This is a genomic window from Rhodococcus sp. JVH1 (assembly GCF_000280725.2).
In the GTDB taxonomy this organism is placed as follows: domain Bacteria; phylum Actinomycetota; class Actinomycetes; order Mycobacteriales; family Mycobacteriaceae; genus Rhodococcus_F; species Rhodococcus_F jostii_A.
Genome location: NZ_CP166289.1, coordinates 327,752 through 348,950, shown reverse-complemented (window position 1 = coordinate 348,950; position 21,199 = coordinate 327,752). Strand labels below are relative to the sequence as shown.

19 protein-coding genes and 6 tRNA genes are annotated in these 21,199 nt (G+C 68.6%); 12 read left to right on the top strand and 13 right to left on the bottom strand.

Annotation, left to right across the window (positions count from 1 at the left end; all coding sequences use genetic code 11):
- Positions 1-46 precede the first annotated feature (46 nt).
- The gene (locus tag JVH1_RS01695; protein WP_009480105.1) at positions 47-1,297 is read left to right on the top strand and encodes an alpha/beta hydrolase; all 1,251 of its coding nucleotides are present in this window, start codon (positions 47-49) and stop codon (positions 1,295-1,297) included.
- Here the strand turns inward: JVH1_RS01695 and JVH1_RS01690 are convergent, their stop codons facing one another.
- Positions 1,298-1,891 (bottom strand): DUF3000 domain-containing protein, encoded by a 594-nt coding sequence (locus JVH1_RS01690; protein WP_009480106.1) that lies wholly within the window; start codon positions 1,889-1,891, stop codon positions 1,298-1,300.
- A gap of 161 nt (positions 1,892-2,052) precedes the next feature.
- On the opposite strand from JVH1_RS01690, the gene hemE reads away from it, so the two are divergent.
- From hemE to JVH1_RS01670, 4 genes are read left to right on the top strand one after another with little or no spacing between them, the layout of a single operon-like run.
- Entirely contained in the window at positions 2,053-3,120 is a 1,068-nt protein-coding gene (gene hemE / locus JVH1_RS01685) for a uroporphyrinogen decarboxylase (RefSeq protein WP_192817886.1), read from the top strand.
- Complete coding sequence (locus JVH1_RS01680) at positions 3,117-4,478, top strand: protoporphyrinogen oxidase (protein WP_009480108.1); 1,362 nt, start codon at positions 3,117-3,119, stop codon at positions 4,476-4,478. Before hemE ends, JVH1_RS01680 begins: the two co-directional genes overlap by 4 nt.
- Positions 4,479-4,482: 4 nt before the next feature.
- Positions 4,483-5,178: a hydrogen peroxide-dependent heme synthase gene (gene hemQ / locus JVH1_RS01675; RefSeq protein WP_009480109.1), complete on the top strand. Its 696-nt coding sequence runs from the start codon at positions 4,483-4,485 to the stop codon at positions 5,176-5,178.
- A gap of 15 nt (positions 5,179-5,193) precedes the next feature.
- A complete protein-coding gene (locus JVH1_RS01670) occupies positions 5,194-7,542 on the top strand; it encodes a molybdopterin guanine dinucleotide-containing S/N-oxide reductase (RefSeq protein WP_009480110.1) in 2,349 nt (782 codons plus the stop codon).
- On the opposite strand, the gene msrB is transcribed toward JVH1_RS01670, so the two are convergent.
- Genes msrB through JVH1_RS01650 form a run of 4 tightly spaced genes read right to left on the bottom strand, consistent with a single transcriptional unit; the run spans position 7,502 to position 11,738 of the window.
- Positions 7,502-7,939 (bottom strand): peptide-methionine (R)-S-oxide reductase MsrB, encoded by a 438-nt coding sequence (msrB, locus tag JVH1_RS01665; RefSeq protein WP_009480111.1) that lies wholly within the window; start codon positions 7,937-7,939, stop codon positions 7,502-7,504. The genes JVH1_RS01670 and msrB overlap by 41 nt on opposite strands.
- A 58-nt stretch (positions 7,940-7,997) precedes the next feature.
- Complete coding sequence (locus JVH1_RS01660) at positions 7,998-9,335, bottom strand: glycosyltransferase family 87 protein (protein ID WP_009480112.1); 1,338 nt, start codon at positions 9,333-9,335, stop codon at positions 7,998-8,000.
- A gap of 34 nt (positions 9,336-9,369) precedes the next feature.
- The gene (locus tag JVH1_RS01655) at positions 9,370-10,935 is read right to left on the bottom strand and encodes an alpha/beta fold hydrolase (RefSeq protein WP_009480113.1); all 1,566 of its coding nucleotides are present in this window, start codon (positions 10,933-10,935) and stop codon (positions 9,370-9,372) included.
- Positions 10,936-10,949: 14 nt separating this feature from the next.
- Positions 10,950-11,738: a pyrimidine reductase family protein gene (locus tag JVH1_RS01650; RefSeq protein ID WP_016880151.1), complete on the bottom strand. Its 789-nt coding sequence runs from the start codon at positions 11,736-11,738 to the stop codon at positions 10,950-10,952.
- 34 nt (positions 11,739-11,772) lie between these two features.
- On the opposite strand from JVH1_RS01650, the gene zapE reads away from it, so the two are divergent.
- Positions 11,773-12,789 carry a cell division protein ZapE gene (gene zapE / locus JVH1_RS01645; protein ID WP_025432416.1) on the top strand — a complete coding sequence of 339 codons (1,017 nt, stop codon included), beginning with the start codon at positions 11,773-11,775 and terminating at the stop codon, positions 12,787-12,789.
- Positions 12,790-12,798: 9 nt separating this feature from the next.
- On the opposite strand, the gene JVH1_RS01640 is transcribed toward zapE, so the two are convergent.
- From JVH1_RS01640 to JVH1_RS01630, 3 genes are read right to left on the bottom strand one after another with little or no spacing between them, the layout of a single operon-like run.
- The gene (locus JVH1_RS01640; protein ID WP_009480116.1) at positions 12,799-13,329 is read right to left on the bottom strand and encodes a GNAT family N-acetyltransferase; all 531 of its coding nucleotides are present in this window, start codon (positions 13,327-13,329) and stop codon (positions 12,799-12,801) included.
- Positions 13,326-13,538, bottom strand: a complete 213-nt coding sequence (locus tag JVH1_RS01635) for a hypothetical protein (protein WP_009480117.1) — start codon at positions 13,536-13,538, stop codon at positions 13,326-13,328. The genes JVH1_RS01640 and JVH1_RS01635 overlap by 4 nt, the downstream gene beginning before the upstream one ends.
- A 6-nt stretch (positions 13,539-13,544) precedes the next feature.
- Entirely contained in the window at positions 13,545-14,765 is a 1,221-nt protein-coding gene (locus tag JVH1_RS01630; protein WP_009480118.1) for an MFS transporter, read from the bottom strand.
- 448 nt (positions 14,766-15,213) lie between these two features.
- Here JVH1_RS01630 and JVH1_RS01625 point away from each other — a divergent pair, with 448 nt between their 5' ends.
- Positions 15,214-15,702 (top strand): alpha-isopropylmalate synthase regulatory domain-containing protein, encoded by a 489-nt coding sequence (locus JVH1_RS01625; RefSeq protein WP_009480119.1) that lies wholly within the window; start codon positions 15,214-15,216, stop codon positions 15,700-15,702.
- A 73-nt stretch (positions 15,703-15,775) separates the two neighbouring features.
- Here JVH1_RS01625 and JVH1_RS01620 read toward each other — a convergent pair.
- The 5 genes from JVH1_RS01620 to JVH1_RS01600 form a co-directional block, all read right to left on the bottom strand.
- Positions 15,776-15,850, bottom strand: a tRNA-Val gene (locus JVH1_RS01620).
- A 16-nt stretch (positions 15,851-15,866) separates the two neighbouring features.
- Positions 15,867-15,939: transfer RNA gene (locus JVH1_RS01615), tRNA-Gly, on the bottom strand.
- Between the two features lie 77 nt (positions 15,940-16,016).
- Positions 16,017-16,088 (bottom strand) — tRNA-Val (locus JVH1_RS01610).
- A 1-nt stretch (position 16,089) separates the two neighbouring features.
- Positions 16,090-16,160: transfer RNA gene (locus JVH1_RS01605), tRNA-Cys, on the bottom strand.
- A gap of 24 nt (positions 16,161-16,184) precedes the next feature.
- Positions 16,185-16,257: transfer RNA gene (locus JVH1_RS01600), tRNA-Gly, on the bottom strand.
- Positions 16,258-16,499: 242 nt separating this feature from the next.
- Between JVH1_RS01600 and JVH1_RS01595 the strand changes: the two genes are divergently transcribed.
- From JVH1_RS01595 to JVH1_RS01575, 5 genes are all read left to right on the top strand, one after another.
- Positions 16,500-16,571, top strand: a tRNA-Val gene (locus tag JVH1_RS01595).
- A 155-nt stretch (positions 16,572-16,726) separates the two neighbouring features.
- Positions 16,727-17,932, top strand: coding sequence for an RtcB family protein (locus tag JVH1_RS01590; RefSeq protein ID WP_009480120.1), 1,206 nt, complete (start codon positions 16,727-16,729; stop codon positions 17,930-17,932).
- A gap of 103 nt (positions 17,933-18,035) precedes the next feature.
- Positions 18,036-18,461: a TIGR02611 family protein gene (locus JVH1_RS01585; RefSeq protein WP_009480121.1), complete on the top strand. Its 426-nt coding sequence runs from the start codon at positions 18,036-18,038 to the stop codon at positions 18,459-18,461.
- A gap of 95 nt (positions 18,462-18,556) precedes the next feature.
- Positions 18,557-20,614: a threonine--tRNA ligase gene (thrS, locus tag JVH1_RS01580; protein ID WP_009480122.1), complete on the top strand. Its 2,058-nt coding sequence runs from the start codon at positions 18,557-18,559 to the stop codon at positions 20,612-20,614.
- A 5-nt stretch (positions 20,615-20,619) separates the two neighbouring features.
- Positions 20,620-21,195 (top strand): HIT domain-containing protein, encoded by a 576-nt coding sequence (locus tag JVH1_RS01575; RefSeq protein ID WP_005240964.1) that lies wholly within the window; start codon positions 20,620-20,622, stop codon positions 21,193-21,195.
- Positions 21,196-21,199 lie beyond the last annotated feature (4 nt).

Here is a 21,199-nt window from a genome sequence, read left to right as displayed (position 1 = left end):
CCGGGGTGGGCAACCGATCGATTAGAACATGTTCTACGGTTGAGGTATGACCCGAGGCTTCGTTCTCCGGCAGGCCGTCGGCGCCGCACTCGCCGCCAACGCCCTGCGTCCCCTGCCCGGTGCGCCCACGTCGGTGGTCGCGTTCTTCTCAGGGTGGCTCACCACCGAACTCGCACCGCACCTGCTCGTCGTGACCGCCGCCGACGCCGCCCAGCACGCCGCGCGTCACGGAACGCGAACCCGAAGCGACCGTGTCGGCCTCGCGCTGGCCGCCGCATCCGCCGCCGGGCTCGCCGCCGTGATCGCCACCGGTCGTGGCGCCGGAGCGGAAGCCGAATCCGCGCTCGTCGAGACGCTCGGCGAGAACTACACCGACCGCGACAGCGCCATCGAACACCCGGGGCGGCCCGTGTGGCGGCAACTCCTCAACCCGTTCTGGATGCGGAACAAAGCGGTCACCCGGGTCCGCAACCTCGCGTACGGGCCGGGCGGGCGCCGGGCCCGCCTCGATATCTACCACCGGCAGGATCTGCCGTCGAAGAGCCCGGTCCTCCTGCAGATCCACGGCGGCGGATGGGTGATCGGGAACAAGGATCAACAGGGTCTGCCGCTCATGCTCGAGATGGCCTCGCGGGGGTGGGTGTGCGCGGCCGTCAACTACCCGCTGTCGCCGAAGGCGAAGTGGCCCGAACACCTGATCGCAATCAAGCAGGCGCTGGCCTGGCTCCGGGAGCACGTCGAGGAGTACGGCGGCAACCCCGACTTCATCGCCGTCACAGGTGGTTCCGCGGGTGGCCACCTCGCCGCCATGGTGGGACTCACCGCGAACGACAGTCACCTGCAGCCGGGGTTCGAGGACGTCGACACGTCCGTTCAGGCGTGTGTCCCGTACTACGGTGTCTACGACATCGCCGGCGACACCGGAATCAAGGCGGTCCTCCAGCGCGTGCACTCCGGACTGATGCCGATGGTGCTCGGCAAGCACGCCACGTTCCCCGACGACTACCGGGCCGCGTCCCCGCTCGCGCACCTGCGGGCGGACGCACCGCCGTTCTTCGTGATTCACGGCACGAGCGATTCGCTGATCCCCGTCGCCGAGGCGCGGATCTTCGTCGACGAGCTCCGGCAGGTGTCCGACAACCCCGTCGTCTACGCCGAATTGAAGGGCGCGCAGCACGCGTTCGACGTGTTCCCCTCGATCCGCAGCATCTCCGTCACGCAGGCGGTCGGGCGCTTCCTGGAATGGTCGCGCAGCGCCACCACCGACGTGCCCGCGGCGGGCACGGAATCGGCCTGACTACTTGCCGCCCAGCGTCCGCAGCTGCGACACCCCGGCGGGCGGCAGGCCGGCCGCATACGCCAGGACCTCGCAGAACGCCTCGACGTGCGTGGCCAGTTCGACGGACGTCGCCGTCCACGACGCACGCAGTTCCAGCTGATGCGCATGCGGGGGGCCGGCGATGTCGCCGTAGCGCACCGACGTCGTCGCCGTCACCGTCCCGCCGAGCGCGTTGAGCGGTTCGTGGCGCGACTCGAGAGCGTCGACGAGCCAGCTCCACGCCACTTCGGGAAGCAGGGGGTCGGACGCCACGGCGGCGTCGAGATCGGCCTGAATGTAGGCGACCAGCCGCATCGTGCCGTTCCAGGCCTCGTCACCCTCGGGGTCGAACAGGAGGATCAACCTGCCGAACGCGTCACCCTCGCTCTGTTCGGCGACGACCCCGGTGTCCTCGTGCACGACCTCTGCGCCGACGGCGTAGCTGTACGGCGCGAGCCGTTGCGGGGGCCGGATGGGGCCCACCTCGATGTCCGCGCGAACCTGCGCGGAATTCATCGCTTCGACCGCGGCGCGGAACTCGGCCGGTTCGGCGGGCGATCCCGAAGTCGTCACAGCTCGGGACGTTAGACCCGGACCCACACATCTCGTCGGAGGCGCGCCGAGCAGGGCCGATCGGCGGCGGAGTCCCGGCATGGCAGCATGAGAGCTGCCGAAATTCGAGCAGGCAGAGAGCGCGAGGACCGATGAGCGGGTTGGAAAGCACCAATGCAGGCATGAGCGAACGGGCGACGTACGCCGCGAGGCGGGTGCTCCCCGACGCACCCCTCCTGGCGGCCGCGGAAGGCCGTACCCCCGGCCGTCGCCCGGTGTGGTTCATGCGGCAGGCAGGCCGCTCGCTTCCCGAGTACCGCGAGATCCGGTCGGGGATCGGCATGCTCGAGTCGTGCTTCGATCCGGCACTCGTCTGCGAGATCACCATGCAGCCGGTGCGCAGGCACGGCGTCGACGCCGCGATCCTGTTCTCCGACATCGTGGTGCCGCTCAAGGCCGCCGGGATCGATCTCGACATCGTCGCCGGCACCGGTCCCGTCGTCGCGAACCCGGTCCGGTCGATCGCCGACGTCGCCGCCCTGCCGCGCCTCGTGCCGGAAGAGGTCGGCGCCGTCGCGCAGGCCGTGCAGCTGCTCACCGCGGAACTCGGGTCGACGCCGCTGATCGGCTTCGCCGGAGCCCCGTTCACCCTCGCCTCGTACCTGGTGGAGGGCGGTCCGAGCCGCAATCACGAGCGCACGAAGGCGCTGATGCACTCCGACCCCCGCACGTGGCACGCGCTGCTCGGCACCCTCGCCGACACCACCATCACCTTCCTGCAGACCCAGCTGCGCGCCGGTGTCGACGCGATCCAGCTGTTCGACTCGTGGGCCGGCGCGCTGTCCCTCGCCGAGTACCGGGAATTCGTGCTGCCCCACTCCGAGCGGGTGTTCGCCGAGGTGGAGAGCGCGAAGGTGCCGCGTATCCACTTCGGTGTCGGAACCGGTGAACTGCTCGGCGCGATGGGCGAAGCGGGCGCCGACGTGGTGGGCGTCGACTGGCGCATCCCCCTGGATGTGGCGGTGCGCCGGGTGGGCCCGGGCAAGGCGCTCCAGGGCAACCTCGACCCCGCGGTGCTGTTCGCGGGACCGGCGGCCGTCGAGAAGCAGGTCCGCCGCATCACCGCGGAAGCCGACGCCGCCCTCGCCGCCGGCGCCACGGGACACATCTTCAACCTCGGGCACGGCGTGCTGCCCGACACCGACCCGGGTGCGCTGACCGCGCTGGTCGAGCTGGTGCACTCGCTGTGACGGGGTCGTCGCCGAACGTTCTCGTCGTCGGCGGCGGCATCTCCGGGCTCGTCGCCGCGTACCGGCTGCGGCAACGGCTCGGCGCCGATGCCCGGATCATCCTCGCCGACGGCGCGGAACGGCTCGGCGGCAAGCTACGCACGGTGGACCTGGCGGGGGAACCCGTCGACGTCGGGGCGGAAGCCTTCATCGCGCGGCGGCCGGAACTCCCGGCCCTGCTCGGCGAACTCGGCCTCTCCGACCAGCTGGTGTATCCGGCGGGACTGCGGCCGCTCATCTGGTCCGAGGACGCGCTGCACCCGCTGCCGGTCGACACCCTCATGGGGATACCGGCGGACGGAAACAGCCTGCGCGGTCTCGTCGACGACCGGACGCTCGCGCGCATGGCGGGGGAGCGGACGGTGCCCTTCGACTGGACACCGGGCGCCGACGTCGCCGTCGGTGCACTGGTCGGCGACCGGTTCGGCGCGCAGGTGGTCCAGCGGTCGGTGGATCCGCTTCTCGGAGGGGTCTATTCGGGTCTCGCGGACACCATCGGCGTGCGCGCCGCCCTGCCCACTCTCGCGGCGGCGCTCGACCGCGGCGCCACGAGCCTGTCCGCGGCCGTGGCGGACGCCCTCCCCGCCCCCACCCCCGGGCCCGTGTTCGGGGCGCTGCGCGACGGCTACGGCGTCCTGCTGCGCGCCCTGACGGAGGCCGCGTCGGCGGAGATCGTGCACGAGCGGATCCGGACACTCGGCCGGGACGGCGACGGCTGGTCGGCGGACCTCGTGGGCCGCGTCGACGGGGTCGTCCTCGCCGTGCCCGCCCCGCAACTCGCCGACCTGCTCGCCGGCATCGCCCCCCGCGCGTCGGCGGCCGCCGCGGACATCCCACTGGCCTCCTCGGCGGTCGTCGCGCTGGCGCTGCCGATCCGGGTCGACCTCCCGCAGAACTCCGGGATCCTCGTCGCCACCGACGCCACGCTCGGCGCGAAAGCGTTCACCCTGTCGAGCCGCAAGTGGCCGCACCTCGCCGAGCGGGAGGTGACCCTCGTCCGGGCGTCGTTCGGCCGGTTCGGCGACGCCGCCGTCGTCGACGCACCCGACGACGAGCTGATCGCCGCCGCCCGGCGGGACCTCGCGACCGTCACCGGGGTGTCCGCGGAACCCGTCGCGGTACACGTCCAGCGCTGGCACGGCGGCCTGCCGCAGTACGGTCCCGGCCATCTCGACCGGGTGGCGGTGATCGAGCAGGAAGTCGCAGGTCTGGACGGTCTCGAGGTGTCCGGGGCACTCCTCCACGGGGTCGGTGTTCCCGCGTGTGTGGCCGCTGCGACGACGGCGGCTGCACGGCTCGCCGGGCGAGTGGCACGATAGACCCATGGCACGCCTCGACTTCGACGCATTGAACTCTGAAATCCGCTACCTCATGTTCTCGGTGTTCCAGGTGGAACCCGGTGTACTCGGGGACGACCGGGAAGCTGTGATCAAGGAGGCGCGGATCTTCTTCGAAGGTCAGGCCGACAAGGGTGTCGTGGTGCGCGGGCTCTACGACGTGGCCGGCCTGCGAGCCGACGCCGACTTCATGATCTGGACGCACTCGCCCAGCATCGAAGCCCTCCAGGCCACCTACGCCGACTTCCGCCGCACCACCGCACTGGGCCGCGCGAGCAAGCCCGTGTGGAGCAACGTGGCGTGCCACCGGCCCGCCGAATTCAACAAGAGCCACATTCCGGCGTTCCTGGCCGGTGAGGACCCGGGCAACTACATCTGCGTGTACCCGTTCGTCCGCTCCTACGAGTGGTACCTGCTGCCCGACGAGGAGCGGCGCAAGATGCTCGCCGACCACGGTATGGCGGCCCGCACGTACAAGGACGTCCGCGCCAACACCGTGCCCTCGTTCGCGCTCGGCGACTACGAGTGGATTCTCGCGTTCGAGGCGCCCGAGCTGTACCGCATCGTCGACCTCATGCGCGACCTGCGTGCCACCGAGGCCCGCCTGCACGTCCGCGAGGAGGTGCCCTTCTTCACCGGCCCGCGGGTGGATGTGGAGAAGCTGATCACCGCTCTGCCGTGATCTGACACAGCACCGATGAATGACGCCGACGGGGCGCGCACCGCGCCCCGCTACCAGCACATGGCGCACTGGGGCATGTTCGAGGCCGAGGTCGCCGACGGCGACGTCGTCGCCGCCCACCCGTACACCGGTGACGCGAACCCGTCACCGGTGCTGGGCAACATCGCCGGATCGGTCCGCAGCAAGGCACGGATCACCGGCCCGGTGGTGCGCCGCGGGTGGCTCGAGAACGGCCCGGGACCCAGCAGTTCCCGGGGGTCCGACGAGTTCGTGTCGGTCGACTGGGAGGAGCTGACCCAGCGGCTGGCGAACGAACTGCGCAGAGTCGTCGACACGCACGGCAACAGCGCGATCTACGGCGGTTCGTACGGCTGGGCCAGCGCGGGACGGTTCCATCACGCCCAGAGCCAGGTTCACCGGTTCCTGAACACGCTCGGCGGCTACACCCGATCGGTGCACAGCTACTCGCTCGGCGCGACGGGCGTCATCATGCCCCGGGTGGTGGGCACGCACTGGAAGATGTTCGCTCGCTCCACGTCCTGGAAGATCATCGCCGAGCACACCGATCTCATGGTGTGCTTCGGTGGCGTCCCCCTCAAGAACACCGGCGTCAATCACGGCGGGACCAGCGACCACCCCACCCGCGACGCACTCGACGCCCTCCGGCGCCGCGGGGGATCCGTCGTGTCGTTCAGTCCGCTGCGCGACGACGTGCACGGCGCCGCCGAACGGCACGCCCCGGTGCCCGGCACCGATGTCGCGATCATGCTCGCCCTGGCGTTCGTCCTCGCGACGGAAGACCTGCACGACGCGGCATTCCTGGGCAGCCACTGCGTCGGCTACGACCGCTTCGAGGACTACCTCCTCGGGCGCTCCGACGGCGTACCGAAATCGCCCGCGTGGGCCGAGCAGATCTCGGGCATCGCCGCAGCGGACCTCGTCGCCCTCGCCCGGCGGATGGCGGCGGGCAGGACGATGGTGACCGTTACCTGGTCGCTGCAGAGGGTGCGGCACGGTGAGCAGGCCCCGTGGATGGGGGTCACCCTCGCCGCGATGCTGGGCCAGATCGGCCTACCCGGCGGCGGTTTCGGCCACGGCTACGGTTCCATGAACGAACCCGGGCTCGCCCCCGTCCCGTACCCGCTGCCCACGCTTCCCCAGGGGTTGAACCCCGTGCGCGACTTCATCCCCGTGGCCGCGATCTCGGACATGCTCCTGAACCCGGGCGCACCGTTCGACTACGACGGTCAGCGGCTGACGTACCCGGACATCAAGATGCTGTACTGGGCGGGCGGCAACCCGTTCCACCACCATCAGGACATTCCCCGTCTGCGCCGGGCGCTGGCCCGTCCCGACACGATCGTCGTCCACGACCCCTACTGGACGCCGATGGCCCGGCACGCGGACATCGTCGTCCCATCTACCACTTCGCTCGAGCGGGCCGATCTCAGCTGCACCCGCAACGACCCGCTGCTCGTCGCCATGCACGCCGCCGTCGGGCCGTACGCCGACGCGCAGGACGACTACGACACGTTCGCCGCCGTCGCCCGGAAACTGGGTGTCGGGGAGAAGTTCACCGAGGGCCGCTCGTCCGAGCAGTGGCTCGAGCACCTGTACGGGCAGTGGCGTGACTTCGTCCGCGCGGACGGCGGTCCCGCCCCGAGTTTCGACGACTTCTGGGCGCAGGGCCACGTGCGGATGCGGACCGAGGACGACCTGATCCTGTTCGGCGACTTCCGGGCCGATCCGGTGAAATTCCCCCTCGCCACCCCGAGCGGGCGGATCGAGATCTTCTCCGCCGACATCGACGGATTCGGCTACGACGACTGTGCCGGACACCCACGCTGGTACGAGCCCGAGGAATGGCTGGGCGGCCGACGGGCATGGCAGTTCCCGCTGCACCTGATCGCCAACCAGCCGCGGACCCGCCTGCACAGCCAACTCGACCACGGCGGCACCAGCCAGAAATCGAAGATCCGGGGCCGCGAACCGCTCCGAATCCATCCGGACGACGCCGCCGCCCGCGGACTCACCGCCGGCGACGTCGTCCGCGTGTTCAACGACCGCGGCGCCTGCCTCGCCGGTGTGGTGGTGGACGAGGGCGTCCGGCGCGGTGTGGTCCAGTTGTCGACGGGGGCCTGGTACGACCCGCTCGACGCGACCGACCCGGATTCCCTCTGCGTGCACGGGAACCCCAACGTGCTGACCCCGGACGTGGGCACGTCGTCACTCGCCCACGGCTGCACGGGCCAGCACGTGCTCGTCGAGATCGAACGCTACGAGGGTGAGCTTCCGCCTATCCGGGCGTTCGATCCACCGACGATCATTCGCCGGTCGGTTCCAGGGTCAGCGAGATCGAATTGATGCAGTACCGCTGATCGGTGGGGGTGGGGTAGCCCTCGCCCTCGAAGACGTGGCCCAGGTGGCTGTGGCAGGTCCCGCACACCACCTCGACGCGGCGCATGCCCAGCGACGTGTCCTCGCGGAGGATGACGGCGTCCGAGTCGGCCGGATCGAAGAACGACGGCCACCCGCAGTGCGATTCGAACTTCTCGGTGCTGCGGAACAGCTCGGCGCCACAGGCCCGGCAGTGATAGACGCCTTCCGTCTTCGTGTCGGTGTACTCGCCGACGAAGGGTCGCTCGGTACCGGCCTGGCGCAGCACGGCGTACTCCTCGGGAGTCAGTTTCTCGCGCCACTCGCTGTCGGAGAGAGCAACCTTCGGGGCGGACTGCGTGGGATCCTGCTGCTGCGAACTCATGGCTCCACGCTAATACGTTTCGCCGATTCCGGCCGTGACGCCCTGCGTGCGACGCGGCCTACGTCTTGGCGGTGGCCGACTCGACCTGCGGCTGCACGTCCGGTTCCGGTTCCCGCGCCGGGGTGCCGTGAGCCTTCCCGTCCGGTTCGAGGAGGAACGCCGGGTCGATGCCCCGGTCGAGTCGCCCCTCGCGCCGTGCCGTGACGTAGCGGACGGTCAGCACGCCGAAGACCACGAGGAGCATCAGGCTCCACCCCAGCGTGGTCTTCATGTACTCGGCGGTCCGGCCGGCCTCGATGAACCGGCTCGACAGCCAGCTGTCGTAACTCATGAACCCGTACACGGCCAGCCACGCCGGCCAGTTCCGCATCACCGAATTCTTCAGCACCACGGACATCAGGAGCGGGAACAGCATCATCGAGTAGTACATCTGGCCGAGCGAGCCGAGCAGCCACGACGCCGTCAGCAGAACCCCCGACGTGGTGACGACGAAGAACAGCTCGTCGTGGCGGTAGTAGCGGTAGAGCAGCCACAGGGAACTGAGCACGATGGCGGTGAAGACGCCGCGCAGGGCCCAGATCAGGGCGGTGGGGAGGCCGTAGTACTTGCCGTTGCCGACGATCGCGCTGTTGAAGTAGTCGCGCGATTCCATCAGGTACGGCACCGTGTGGCGCACGAAGTCCATCGGATCCGCGGACAGCGGCCACGCCACGGCGGTGAGGATCAGGGGAATGCCGATCGCGGTGACGAACACCTTCCACTGTCCGCGCACCAGAGGCAGCAGCAGGAGTGGGGCGAGGATCGGTTTGACCGCAAACGTCAGCCCGATGGCGACACCGGACCACATGTCCTTGCGCTTCATCAGCAACACGAGGAACGCGATCTCGCCGAGCAGGACCAGACCGTTGATGTTGGTGAAGACGAGGGTGTTGGTGACGGTCTCGGAGGAGAACGTGGCGAGCAGCAGGATCGGGGCCGCGATGGAGTTCAATCCCAGGCCGAACAGCCGCAGGAGCAGGTACAACGCGATCACGATGGCGATCGCGTTGGCGATGATGAACAACCACCGGGACTTCTCGGGGTCGATCACCGCGATCGGAGCCATCAGCAGGGTGCCGGACGGCGGATACAGGTAGTGCGGATCGACCCAGTTGAAGTTGGCGGTGTAGACGGGGCGGCCGTTGAGGAAGGCCAGCGCAGCGTTGTAGACCGGTCGGAAGTCGTCGGTGATGTACCCGTTGACCGCCTTGACGACCACTCGATGCAGCACTGTCATGACGGCGATCGGCCACAGCGCGAAGTTGATTACCTCGTTGGCAGTCCGCCCGGTGCGCGGTTCGAGTTGTCGAAGGAACACCACGGCACGGTACACCGAGAAGCTCTGACGTGCGGTCACGCACCCCCTGTGGGTGTCGGACCGAACACGTCGGCTAGGCGGGGCAGGCGCTGCCGTCCGGGGGCAGCACGCCGTCCGCGACGTAGGTGACGATCGACTTCTGCGCGCAGTCCGAATGGGTGGCGGGGTGGCCGCTGCCGTGCCACGTCAGGGTCGCGGTCGCGGCGCCTGCGCTCGACACGGCACCGGTCACCGTCCCCACCCCGGCGTTCCCGACGACCGGGTCGGCGGTGCCGCTCAGCACCAGGACCGGGAGTGTCAGCTCGCCGGGCAGGGCGGGCGGCGCGGTCGCGGGCCAGGAGGTGCACGCGAGCAGTCCGACGGCGGCGTTCGGGCCGAACAGCGGGAACCGCTCACCCCACAGCTTCTGCAGTTCGCGAACGCGGTCGGGTGCGGGCCACTGCTGGCCGTCCGTGCAGCGGGTGATGAACTGGCCGTCGGTCTCGTAGGCCGCCTCGGCCTGCGCGATCGCCGCGAGGATCGGCGCCGTGTTTCCGGCGAGGGCGGCGGACACCGCATCGGACAGGGCTCGGACGCGGCCCTGTTGGTCGCCGCCCGCCGCGGCGAGCGACCCGGACACCGCGGTGAGGAGGGCGTTCGCGGAGACCCGCGGGATCTGGCCGTTCGCGGCGCTGGTGACGGCGTCGGTCATCGCGGCGCGGGGATCGGCGCCGAGGGAGCAGTTCAGGGCGGTGCACTGGCGGGCGAACGCGTCGAATGCCGCCTCCTGACCTGCGACCTGCTGTTCGGTGGCGGTCGCGGCATCCACCGTGGTGACGGCGGGGGAGTCGAGGACGAGTCGGCCGATCCGATCGGGGTACTTGGCGGCGTAGCTGAGCGCGACGGCACTGCCGTTGCCGGTGGCGAGGATCCCGAGCGCATCGACGTCCCAGGTGCGGCGCAGCTCTTCGATGTCGTCGGCGGCGTGGGTGCTGTCGAACGCGAGTTCCTGCGGCTGCAGGTAGTCGGTGCACACGATGGTGGCGTCGCGGCCCAGCGCGGTGACCTTGTCGACCTGGTCACCCGTCCCCGGGTCGAACTGCCCGAGATTCGCCAGGCTGCTGCGGAGCTCCGGAGTGAGGCATTCGATCTCCTGTGAGGAGGCGATGCCGCGGCGGTCCACCGCGACCACCGGTCGCGTCGACAGCAGGGACGTCAGACCGCCGGTGCTCAGCGCGGCGAGCGTCGCGGTCGACGACCGGTCCGATCCCGACGTGAGCACCAGGGGGGCCGCGTTCTCGGGGGTGTCGGCGAGGCGTGCCCGCATGGCCCCCATCGTGAAGGAGCCGGGCAGGGTGCCGCTCTCGTCGACCGCCGACTCGTACGAGCCGCACTCGAAGATCAGCCCGGTGGGCGGCGTCGTTCCCGGGCCAAGGGCGCCGAGGGTGCTCTGCGTGCAGTCGGTCCACGCCAGATCGTTCTTCGGGGTCTGCAACACGGGCGGGGGAGCGTCGGCGTTCTCGGTCTCGGTCGCGGTGGGTTCGCTGCCGCCGCCCTCGCGTTCGACCGCCACGTGCGGCCGGTTGGACGGTCCGGCTCCGCACGCGCTGCACACCACGAGAACCATTGCGAGCAACACCGATCTGCGCATGGCGACCACCCTGCCAGGTTCCCCTACGGGCGGGGCAGCCGCACCCATCTGGTGAGGACGGTGCCGTCGGTGTCGGTGAGGATGTGCGCGGGAGTCATCGCGATGATCCGGGCACCCGGCGCGGTGGCGACGCGACCCGCGGTTCCGCCGACGAGTACGGGCGCCGTGGTCAGGCAGACCTCGTCGACGACGTCGTCCGCGGTCAGCCGGCCGAACAGGCTCGGGCCGCCCTCGCAGAGCACACGGCGCAATCCGAGATGCTCGAGGGCGGCGATCAGGCCGTCGCCGGTGATCTGCCCGTCGCCGGCGGTCACGATCCGCGCACCCGCGTCGGCGAGAGCACGGACCCGCCCCGGGTCCGCGTCCGTGCACGTGACGACGATCGGGGCCACCTCCGTGTCGGTGAACAGGCGTGACTGCGGGTCGAGGTGGGCGCGTGCCGACACGACGGCGATCGGCGGGACCTCCGGCATCCCCGACGCCACCCGACGTCGTCTGCCTTCAGCGTGAATGCGCGCCCCGCCGTAGTTCTCCACCCGGACGGTTCCGGCCCCGACCAGCACGACGTCGGCCAACTCCCGCAGTGTTTCGAAGACCAGCCTGTCCGCCGGTGTGCCGAGCGCCCCGCTGACCCCGTCCACGGAGACGGCGCCGTCGATGCTGCTCACGAAGTTGACGCGGACCCAGGGTCGCGGGGTCTCCGCCGGGTACGCATACAGGTCGCGCAGTGCGTTCGCGGTCGATTCGCTGGACTCCGGGCGGGCAGGCGGACTGTCCGGTGTGAAAAATGTCGCAATATGTACACGGTGCATGTTGGTGATCACAACACGTGGATACGCTGCTTGTATGCATGCACGTCTTGTCGATCGCAGCCCCGTGGTACCGGCTGATCAGTTGGTAGCTCAGATGGTGCCCCCGGCCATGTTCGACGAGGTGAGCTTCGCGTCGTACATCCCCGACCCCGCAGAACCCAGCCAGGCCGCCGCGGTCCAGACGGCCGAGGAGTTCGCGAAGAAGGTCGTGAAGATCCGCAGCGGCGGACGACGCGGCCTGTTCGGGAAGAAGACGCAGGCCACCGGTGCCGGTCTCTACCTCGACGGCGGCTTCGGCGTCGGCAAGACCCACCTTCTGGCCTCGATCTTCCACAGCGTCCCGTCGCCCAAGGCGTTCGGCACGTTCGTGGAGCTGACGCACGTCGTCGGTGCCCTCGGTTTCAACAAGGCCGTCGAGCAGCTGTCCGGCCACAGCGTTCTCTGCATCGACGAATTCGAACTCGACGACCCGGGCGACACCATGCTGGTGTCCCGCCTGCTGTCGGAATTGTCGGCGCGCGGCGTGTCCATCGTGGCGACGTCGAACACCCTGCCGGGCCAGCTCGGTGAAGGACGATTCGCCGCGCAGGACTTCCTGCGCGAGATCAAGAAGCTCGGCTCGATCTTCGAGACGATCCGCGTCGACGGCCCCGACTACCGGCACCGCGACCTGCCACCGGCCCCGGACCCGATCTCCTCGGAGGAGCTCGCCGAGCGCGCCGACAGCATCCCCGGCGCCACCCTCGACGACTTCGACGCGCTGTGCAAGCACCTCAGCACGCTGCACCCGTCCCGCTACAACAAGCTGGTCGAGGGCATCCCGGCCGTCTTCCTGGATGGCGTCCACCCCGCCGAGGACCAGTCGGTCGCGCTGCGCCTGGTGGTCCTCGCCGACCGCCTGTACGACGCGAGCATCCCGGTCACCGTGGCCGGGGCCAAGCTCGACGCGATCTTCACTCCCGAGATGCTGGCCGGTGGGTACCGGAAGAAGTACCTGCGTGCCACGTCGCGCCTGCTCGCACTGTCGCGCTTCGAGGTCGCCGCGAGCTGACCCAGCTCGTCACAGCGCCCGCTGCATCACGAAATCGTGGTGCAGCTGGGTGCCGACGAGGAAGGTCTTCGTTCCGACCTGCGTGAATCCGTGCTTCGCGTAGAAGCGCTGGGCGCGCACATTCTCCTGGTTGACGCCGAGCCACAGCCCGGCGGACCCCGCGGCGACGGCGCGTTCGACGATGGCGTCCATCAGCGCGGACGCGACACCGGTCCCGTGATTGCCGGGGAGCACGTACAGCTTGCTGATCTCGGTGGTCGGCCGCAGCGTCACGGCCCTGCCGACATCCGGGTTGGCGGGTTCACCGTCGATCAGCATCGCGTAGCCGACGATCGCCCCGCCGTGGGTGACCTTCAGGACGGTGCGGTTCGGGTCGGTGAGGTACTCCGAGAACCGTTCGGCCGACAGCACGTCGTCGATGAAGGCAGCAATGTCGTCCTGTGTCGCGCCGGGTGGGCACGCGAGAGGGAACGTTGCCGCGGCGACGTCGGCGATCGCCTCGGAATCCCAGATCCCCGCCGGGTCTATCTCGACAGTCACAGCTGATCCACCGCGTCCTTCGCTTCCCGAAGTGTCATTCCCGTACTGTCCCGCAGCCGGGTGATCGCCGCAACGGTCTTGATCGACTCGATCGTCCCGGGGTGTGCGAGCCGCCACGAGCGGACCGTGACGAGACCGGCACCGCGACGTAGACGATCGCCACGGCGGTCACGAACGATCCCCGAGTCGGCATATCCTAAGTAGAACATCTGCCGTCAGTCGCGATCCGGGGTCCACTCGGATTCCCGGTCCCGGTCCCGGTCCGGGGCGAATGCGGGGGCGAGCACGACGAGCCCCATCGCGAACAGGAGTGGGACCACGAACCCGATCCGCAGGCTGGTCGCGGTGGCGACGCCGCCGACGATCGCCCCGCCCACGAGCGTGCCCACGTAGTTGAACAGGTTGATCCGCGCCACGACGTCGTCCACCTGGCCGGTGGGTGCCAGCCGGCCGGCGGCGCTGAAACACAGGGGAGCGACGACCGGCACGCCGAGGCCCACGACAAGGAATCCGGCGATCGCGACGGCCGGGGACGGGGCGAGTACGACGACCGTCAATCCGGCGACACCGACCGCCGAACCCGCACGGACGACGGCGATCTCGCCGTACTTCGCCACCCAGAAGTCGCCGGTCAGACGCGACACCAGAGCCGCGCACTGGTATGCGGCCAGTGCCAGGGCGGCCGTGCCGGCGTCCGCGAGCAGAACGTTCCGGACGTACAGCGCGGACCAGTTGCCGACACCGAAATCGATGGCGTAGAACAACGCCATCGCGGTGCCGAGCGCGAGCAGCGCTCGGATCGGAACCGGCACGGGCACAGGGCCGGTCGACGGCGGGGCGGTGCCCGCCGGCTCCTGACGGGCCAGGAGCCGGGGGCCGCAGACGGCGAGGCCGACGGCCACGACGAGCGCCGCCACCAGTTGCGCGCCGGTCACGCTGACGTCGAGGGCGGAGGTGGCGGCGACGAAGAGTGCACCCGCAATCGCGCCGACGCTCCACACCGCGTGGAACGACGACAGGATGAAACGGCCGTACGCGCGCTGGATCGACACCGCCTGCATGTTGGCGGCGGCGTCGACGATGCCCAGCCCGGCGCCGTACACGGACAGGCAGACGAAGAACGCCGCGGTGTTCGGGCTGAAACCGAGGGCGCCACCGGCGACCGCGATGGTCGCGAGCCCGAGCTGCAGCGCCGACCTGCTGGAGAATCGGCGGGCCAGGTGCTCGGCGAGGACGCTTCCCGCCCCGGCGATGAGAGACACCGTCACGACCGCGACCACGATGACCGTGGCGTCGAACCCGAATCGGTCCTGGTACTGCGGCAGTTGGGTGAGGATGGCCGCGAGGAGAAAACCCTGCAGGCCGAATGCGCCCGCAGCGGCGATCCGTGCCGAGCGGTGGTCCGCGGACACGTCTGCGCGTGGTGAATCCGTCATGGAGTCGGCCTTCGGTAGAGGACATCCTAGTGATTGGACGAGTGTCCAATACTTTGCGGGGATGTGCAGCGTTCTCCGAAGGGGCGGGCGAAATGTCCGAAAGCGGGGTGTGTGAGGTGCCTGGACCAAGACTGAGCCCCAGCCTTGGATGGGGGGTCATGGCTGGGGCTCATTGCCATCGGGGGGGTGGATGGCAAGTTCGACGATACATGAGGAATTCCTCACGTTCCAGATGCAGCGGTAACGATTTCGTCACCCGCCCGTCACCGGCGGTCGGCGCGGCACCGTGAATCGGGGTTGTCTCTGCGGACGGTTGTCGCTTACAGTGTCATCCATGCAGCGCATTCTCGTAGTTCTCCGCCGTAGCGGGGTCTGATACGGACCGACCCCTCGCTGCGGGTCGTTGAGCTACGCGTTGGTCCTCCCTTCTTTCAGGAAGACCACGAGAATGAGTACCAACACTTCTTTCGCCTCATCCTTTCCCTCGTCGACACCGGCCGCCGACCCGTTCGCCGCGCGCCACGGCAAGTCGCTGCCACGGGAACTCCGCACCGAATCCGCCGGAATGGCGTGGTCCGTGTTCGAGGCCGCCTACGCGCCGTCCACCGGACCGTTCCGTCTGGGCAGTTGGTCGGAAACGAAGACCGGCCCCGGGATGTGGGATTTCGAAGCGACGCTCGGTATCGGCGAATCGATCCGCAAGACCGGTGCGAGCGCGCCCGGTCCGGTGGCCGCCATGACCTCGATGCTGTACGACGCGGGGTGTGCGATGGAGATCCTGTCTTTTCATCAGCACGAGATCGGGCACCGCACCGCGACATTCCTGCTCTGCGATCGCGACGGCATCAGGCTCTGGGCGATGGGAATCGGTGAATCCCACACGGAATCGACTCTGCGTGCGATGATCTCCGGCGCCAACCGGCTCCAGCCCGCCTGATACCCGGACAACAGTTCAGCCCCGGTCGAGGACCGGGGCTGAACTGTCGTGAACTGTTCGGTTGAAAGTGAACTGGTGCGCGATACTGGGATTGAACCAGTGACCTCTTCCGTGTCAGGGAAGCGCTCTCCCGCTGAGCTAATCGCGCGGGATGGAGAAAAGAGAGCGGACGACGGGATTCGAACCCGCGACCCCAACCTTGGCAAGGTTGTGCGCTACCAGCTGCGCCACGTCCGCATTCGTGAAAGCCCCCGGGCTGGGGGCCGTCACTGGTCGAGCAAGTAAAACAGTCGTGCATCTATCATCTATCTCGGTGCGCGATACTGGGATTGAACCAGTGACCTCTTCCGTGTCAGGGAAGCGCTCTCCCGCTGAGCTAATCGCGCGAGGTGGAGACGGGAATCGAACCCGTGTGCACGGCTTTGCAGGCCGTTGCCTCACCACTCGGCCACTCCACCGTGAAGGTTGAGTCCAACCTCTCGAGCGGACGACGGGATTCGAACCCGCGACCCCAACCTTGGCAAGGTTGTGCGCTACCAGCTGCGCCACGTCCGCATGCACCCTGTAACTCGCGGAGAATGTTCTCCGTGGTGCGGTTGAGAACATTAGCCGACCATCCGCGATAGTTACAAATCTGCAGGTCAAGGCATCAGACGGTGAACTACGCATGAACGACGCCGGGTCGCGGACGTGCCGCGGGCGGGGGTCGACACGAATCCCAACGACGTGATTTTCGTTCGGCCGCTCGGTCGTGTTAATGTTCCAACTCGTTCGAGCGCGAGTGTTTGGCGCGCCTCGGTCCCGTGGCTCAGTGGAAGAGCGTCCCGTTCACACCGGGGAGGTCGCTGGTTCGATCCCAGCCGGGACCACAGAAAAGAAGAGGGCGTTTCCGAAATCGGAAACGCCCTCTTCTTTTTCGTGTGCGCACCCGAATAATCGGTTGTTCCGGCTCTCCGGTGCGGCGGACAATGAACTCAGCCGGCCGAAATTTCCCGGGTGATCCGCTATCGAAGGACTGAGTCCCATGTTCCCCGTGAGGCTGGAAGGCACCACCGCGCCCACCTTGATGTGGGCGGAAGAGTGGACCATCGAGCAGGCAGCGTTGCAGCAGCTGCGGAACATGGCCGACCTGCCGTGGGTGCACGGTGTGCGGGTCATGCCCGACGTCCATGTCGGCAAGGGTGCGACGGTCGGTTCCGTCATCGCGATGCGGGAGGCGGTCGCCCCGGCAGCGGTCGGCGTCGACATCGGGTGCGGGATGACGGCGGTCCGGACGGATGTGACCGCGAACGATCTGCCCGACAGCCTGCGCTCGATGCGCTCGCGCATCGAGCACGCGGTGCCGGTCGGGTTCGCCATGCACGAGCGTTCGGTGAACGTCGGCGCACTGGACGTCAGGGACGCCGGGGGAGTGAAGAAGGGATGGCACCGCTTCTGGCAGGAATTCGGTGACCTGCATTCCGGCGTCCAGTCCCGCGAATCCAGGGCGATGAAGCAGATCGGAACGCTCGGCGGCGGCAACCACTTCATCGAGGTGTGCCTGTCGGACGCCGACGAGGTCTGGCTGATGCTCCACTCCGGTTCACGCAACATCGGCAAGGAGCTGGCGGAGCGGCACATCGCGGTGGCGCGGGCGTTGCCGCACAACCAGCGGCTGGTCGATCGCGATCTCGCGGTGTTCCTCGCAGGCAGCAAGGAGATGGACGCGTACCGCCACGACCTGACGTGGGCGCAGGAATACGCGGCCCGCAACCGTGCCGTCATGCTCACGTTGGTGATGCAGGCATTCCGGCAGGCTCTGCCCGGCAGGCCGGTGCGATTCGACGAGCCGATCTCCTGCCACCACAACTATGTGTCGGAGGAGATCATCGACGGCGAGCCGATGCTCGTCACCCGCAAGGGCGCGATCCGGGCCGGGCGGGGTGATCTCGGACTCATCCCCGGATCCATGGGCACCGGTTCCTACGTGGTGCGTGGCCTGGGCTCCGAGTTGTCCTTCCATTCGGCATCGCACGGGGCGGGGCGGACGATGAGCCGCACGAAGGCGAAGAAGCGCTTCACCGTCGACGACCTCGTGCGGCAGACGTCCGGAGTCGAATCGCGTAAGGACGCGGGCGTGATCGACGAGATCCCCGGCGCCTACAAGGACATCGAGCAGGTGATCGAAGCGCAGGCCGACCTCGTGGAGGTCGTGGCCCACCTGCGGCAGGTCGTCTGTGTGAAGGGATGACCTGCGGGCGGTGCGACGACGCGCCGCCGCAGGTCGCGCTCGGTAGGCTGGAGCGGTGACTAGCGGAGAAGCTCGGCCGGGACCCGCGCCCGAGAACGTGGACGTGGACGACTCGGATCTGTCCCCGTTCCAGGAAGCGGAGAGCCGGTGGCACCGGTGGCGGGCGCACATCGCGGCGCGGCCGAGCCTCAATCTGGCGTACCGCATCGCGGTGGGGGTCATCGGGGCCCTGGTGCTGGCCGCCGGGATCGTCGCGATTCCCTATCCGGGCCCCGGCTGGCTGATCGTGTTCGCGGGGCTCGGGATCCTCGCATCCGAGTTCGCTTGGGCCCACCGGCTGCTGCACTACGCGCGGCAGCGCTACGAGAAGTTCATGCACTGGTTCTCGCGGCAGTCACTGGTGGTCAAGGGGGCGGGCGCGCTGCTGACGTGTGTCATCGTCCTCGCCACGCTGTGGTTGCTCGGGACGTTCGGTCTCGTCGGAACGTGGATCGGCCTCGACTACCCGTGGCTGGAGAGCCCGCTCTAGCCGGACGCATGGTTGGGTGTGACTGCTGGGCCGATAACATGGGCTGGCACATTCACCATGTCTGCACCGCACACCTCACCTAGGAGAACATCGCCGTGAGCACCCCCGCATCCGCCGCCCCAGCCGCCCTCGTCCGGGTGCCCGCGGGGACTACGGCCGGTACAGCGGTTCGGGAGGCGGGCTACCCGAGCAAGGGTCCGGACGTCGTCGTCGTGGTCCGTGACGCCGAGGGCCAGCTCAAGGACCTGTCCTGGGTGCCCGACACCGACGTCGAGGTCGAGCCGGTCGCGGCGAACACCGACGACGGCCGGAGCGTCATCCGCCACTCCGCCGCCCACGTGCTCGCGCAGGCCGTCCAGCAGGAGTTCCCCGAGGCGAAGCTGGGCATCGGCCCGCCGATCAAGGACGGCTTCTACTACGACTTCGCCGTCGATCGCCCGTTCACCCCCGAGGACCTCGCGAGCCTCGAGAAGCGGATGAAGAAGATCATCAAGGGGTCGCAGCGGTTCTCCCGCCGCGTCGTCGAGTCGCTCGAGGACGCGCGCGCCGAGCTGGCGAAGGAGCCCTTCAAGCTCGAACTCATCGACGACAAGTCGGGCATCGACGATCCGGAGATCATGGAGGTGGGCGGCAACGAGCTCACCATCTACGACAACCTGGACCCGCGGACCGGCGAGAAGGTGTGGGGGGATCTGTGCCGCGGCCCGCACATCCCCACCACCAAGCACATCCCGGCGTTCAAGCTCACCCGCAGCTCGGCGGCGTACTGGCGCGGTAATCAGGACAACGCCGATCTCCAGCGCATCTACGGCACCGCGTGGGAGTCGGCGGAGGCGCAGGACCAGCACCTGGAGCTGCTCGCCGAGGCGGAACGCCGCGACCACCGCAAGCTGGGGTCCGAACTCGACCTGTTCAGCTTCCCCGACGAACTCGGCTCCGGACTGCCCGTGTTCCATCCGCGGGGCGGAATCATCCGCACCGAGATGGAGGACTACTCCCGCAAGCGGCACGTGGAGGAGGGGTACGAGTTCGTCAACACCCCCCACATCACCAAGGGGCACCTCTACGAGGTGTCGGGTCACCTGGACTGGTACCGCGACGGCATGTTCCCGGCGATGCACATCGACGAGGAGCTGAACGAGGACGGCACCGTGCGCAAGCCGGGCCAGGACTACTACCTCAAGCCGATGAACTGCCCGATGCACAACCTGATCTTCCGCTCCCGCGGCCGGTCGTACCGCGAGCTGCCGTTGCGGCTCTTCGAGTTCGGTTCCGTGTACCGGTACGAGAAGTCGGGTGTCGTCCACGGACTCACCCGCGTGCGCGGCATGACGCAGGACGACGCGCACATCTACTGCACCCGTGAGCAGATGCGTGACGAACTGGCGACCACCCTGCAGTTCGTGCTCGGCCTGCTGAAGGACTACGGACTCGACGACTTCTACCTCGAGCTGTCCACCAAGAACCCGGACAAGTTCGTCGGCGACGACGCCGTGTGGGAGGAAGCGACGGCGACTCTCGCCGAGGTCGCGGAGTCGTCGGGGCTGAACCTGGTTCCCGATCCGGGCGGCGCCGCGTTCTACGGACCGAAGATCTCGGTGCAGGTGCAGGACGCCCTGGGCCGCACCTGGCAGATGTCGACCATTCAGCTCGACTTCAACCTGCCGGAGCGTTTCGACCTCGAGTACACGGCCAACGACGGCACCAAGCAGCGTCCGGTCATGATCCACCGGGCCCTGTTCGGTTCCATCGAACGATTCTTCGGCGTGCTCACCGAGCACTACGCGGGTGCGTTCCCGGCGTGGCTGGCGCCCGTCCAGGTGGTCGGCATCCCGGTGGCCGAGACGTTCGCCGATCACCTCTTCGACGTGGTGAAGCGGCTGAAGGCGGCCGGTGTCCGCGCCGAGGTCGACGCGAGCGACGACCGCATGCAGAAGAAGATCTTCAACAACACGGCGCAGAAGGTGCCCTTCATGTTGCTGGCGGGTGCGCGCGACGTCGAGGCGGGTGCCGTCAGCTTCCGATTCCGGGACGGCACCCAGGTCAACGGCGTGCCCGTGGACGACGCCGTGCGGATCGTCACCGAGTGGATCGGTCGCCGCGAGAATGCCTCGCCGACGGCGGAACTGCTGCAACCCGGTAAGGAAGGGTGACGCACATGACCGGAGGTGACGACGTGACGGCCGACGAGATGCTCGGCGGCCCCGGCCGCCTCGTCGACCGCGGCCCCGGCGAACCCGATCACCTCCAGCGGATCTGGTCGCCGCACCGCATGTCGTACATCGCCGAGGCGCCGAAGTCGCGGGACACCCCGAACGAGCCGTTCATCGACATCCCGAAGATGGACGACGAGGACGGGTTGATCGTCGCCCGGGGTGAGCACGTCTATGCGGTGCTCAACCTGTACCCGTACAACCCGGGGCACCTGATGGTCGTTCCCTACCGCAAGGTCGCGGCGCTCGAAGACCTGACGGAGGAGGAAAGCGCCGAGTTGATGTCGTTCACGCAGCAGGCTCTGCGCGTGATCAAGCGGGTGTCGCGGCCGGACGGTTTCAACGTCGGTCTCAATCTCGGTGCGGCGGCAGGCGGTTCGCTCGCCGAGCACCTGCATCAGCACATCGTGCCGCGCTGGGGCGGGGACGCGAACTTCATCACGGTCCTCGCCGGGGTCAAGGTCATGCCGCAGTTGCTGCGCGAGACCCGGGGGCTGCTGGCGAAGGCCTGGAATGAATGACGCG

Coding starts and splice junctions, on each gene's coding strand:
- JVH1_RS01625 (WP_009480119.1), top strand. CDS start 15,214: ATGAGTACCAACACTTCTTTCGCCTCATCCTTTCCCTCGTCGACACCG.
- JVH1_RS01695 (WP_009480105.1), top strand. CDS start 47: ATGACCCGAGGCTTCGTTCTCCGGCAGGCCGTCGGCGCCGCACTCGCC.
- JVH1_RS01635 (WP_009480117.1), bottom strand. CDS start 13,538: ATGTTCTACTTAGGATATGCCGACTCGGGGATCGTTCGTGACCGCCGT.
- zapE (WP_025432416.1), top strand. CDS start 11,773: ATGCATGCACGTCTTGTCGATCGCAGCCCCGTGGTACCGGCTGATCAG.
- JVH1_RS01590 (WP_009480120.1), top strand. CDS start 16,727: ATGTTCCCCGTGAGGCTGGAAGGCACCACCGCGCCCACCTTGATGTGG.
- msrB (WP_009480111.1), bottom strand. CDS start 7,939: ATGAGTTCGCAGCAGCAGGATCCCACGCAGTCCGCCCCGAAGGTTGCT.
- JVH1_RS01650 (WP_016880151.1), bottom strand. CDS start 11,738: ATGCACCGTGTACATATTGCGACATTTTTCACACCGGACAGTCCGCCT.
- JVH1_RS01670 (WP_009480110.1), top strand. CDS start 5,194: ATGAATGACGCCGACGGGGCGCGCACCGCGCCCCGCTACCAGCACATG.
- JVH1_RS01575 (WP_005240964.1), top strand. CDS start 20,620: ATGACCGGAGGTGACGACGTGACGGCCGACGAGATGCTCGGCGGCCCC.
- hemE (WP_192817886.1), top strand. CDS start 2,053: ATGAGCGAACGGGCGACGTACGCCGCGAGGCGGGTGCTCCCCGACGCA.
- JVH1_RS01630 (WP_009480118.1), bottom strand. CDS start 14,765: ATGACGGATTCACCACGCGCAGACGTGTCCGCGGACCACCGCTCGGCA.
- hemQ (WP_009480109.1), top strand. CDS start 4,483: ATGGCACGCCTCGACTTCGACGCATTGAACTCTGAAATCCGCTACCTC.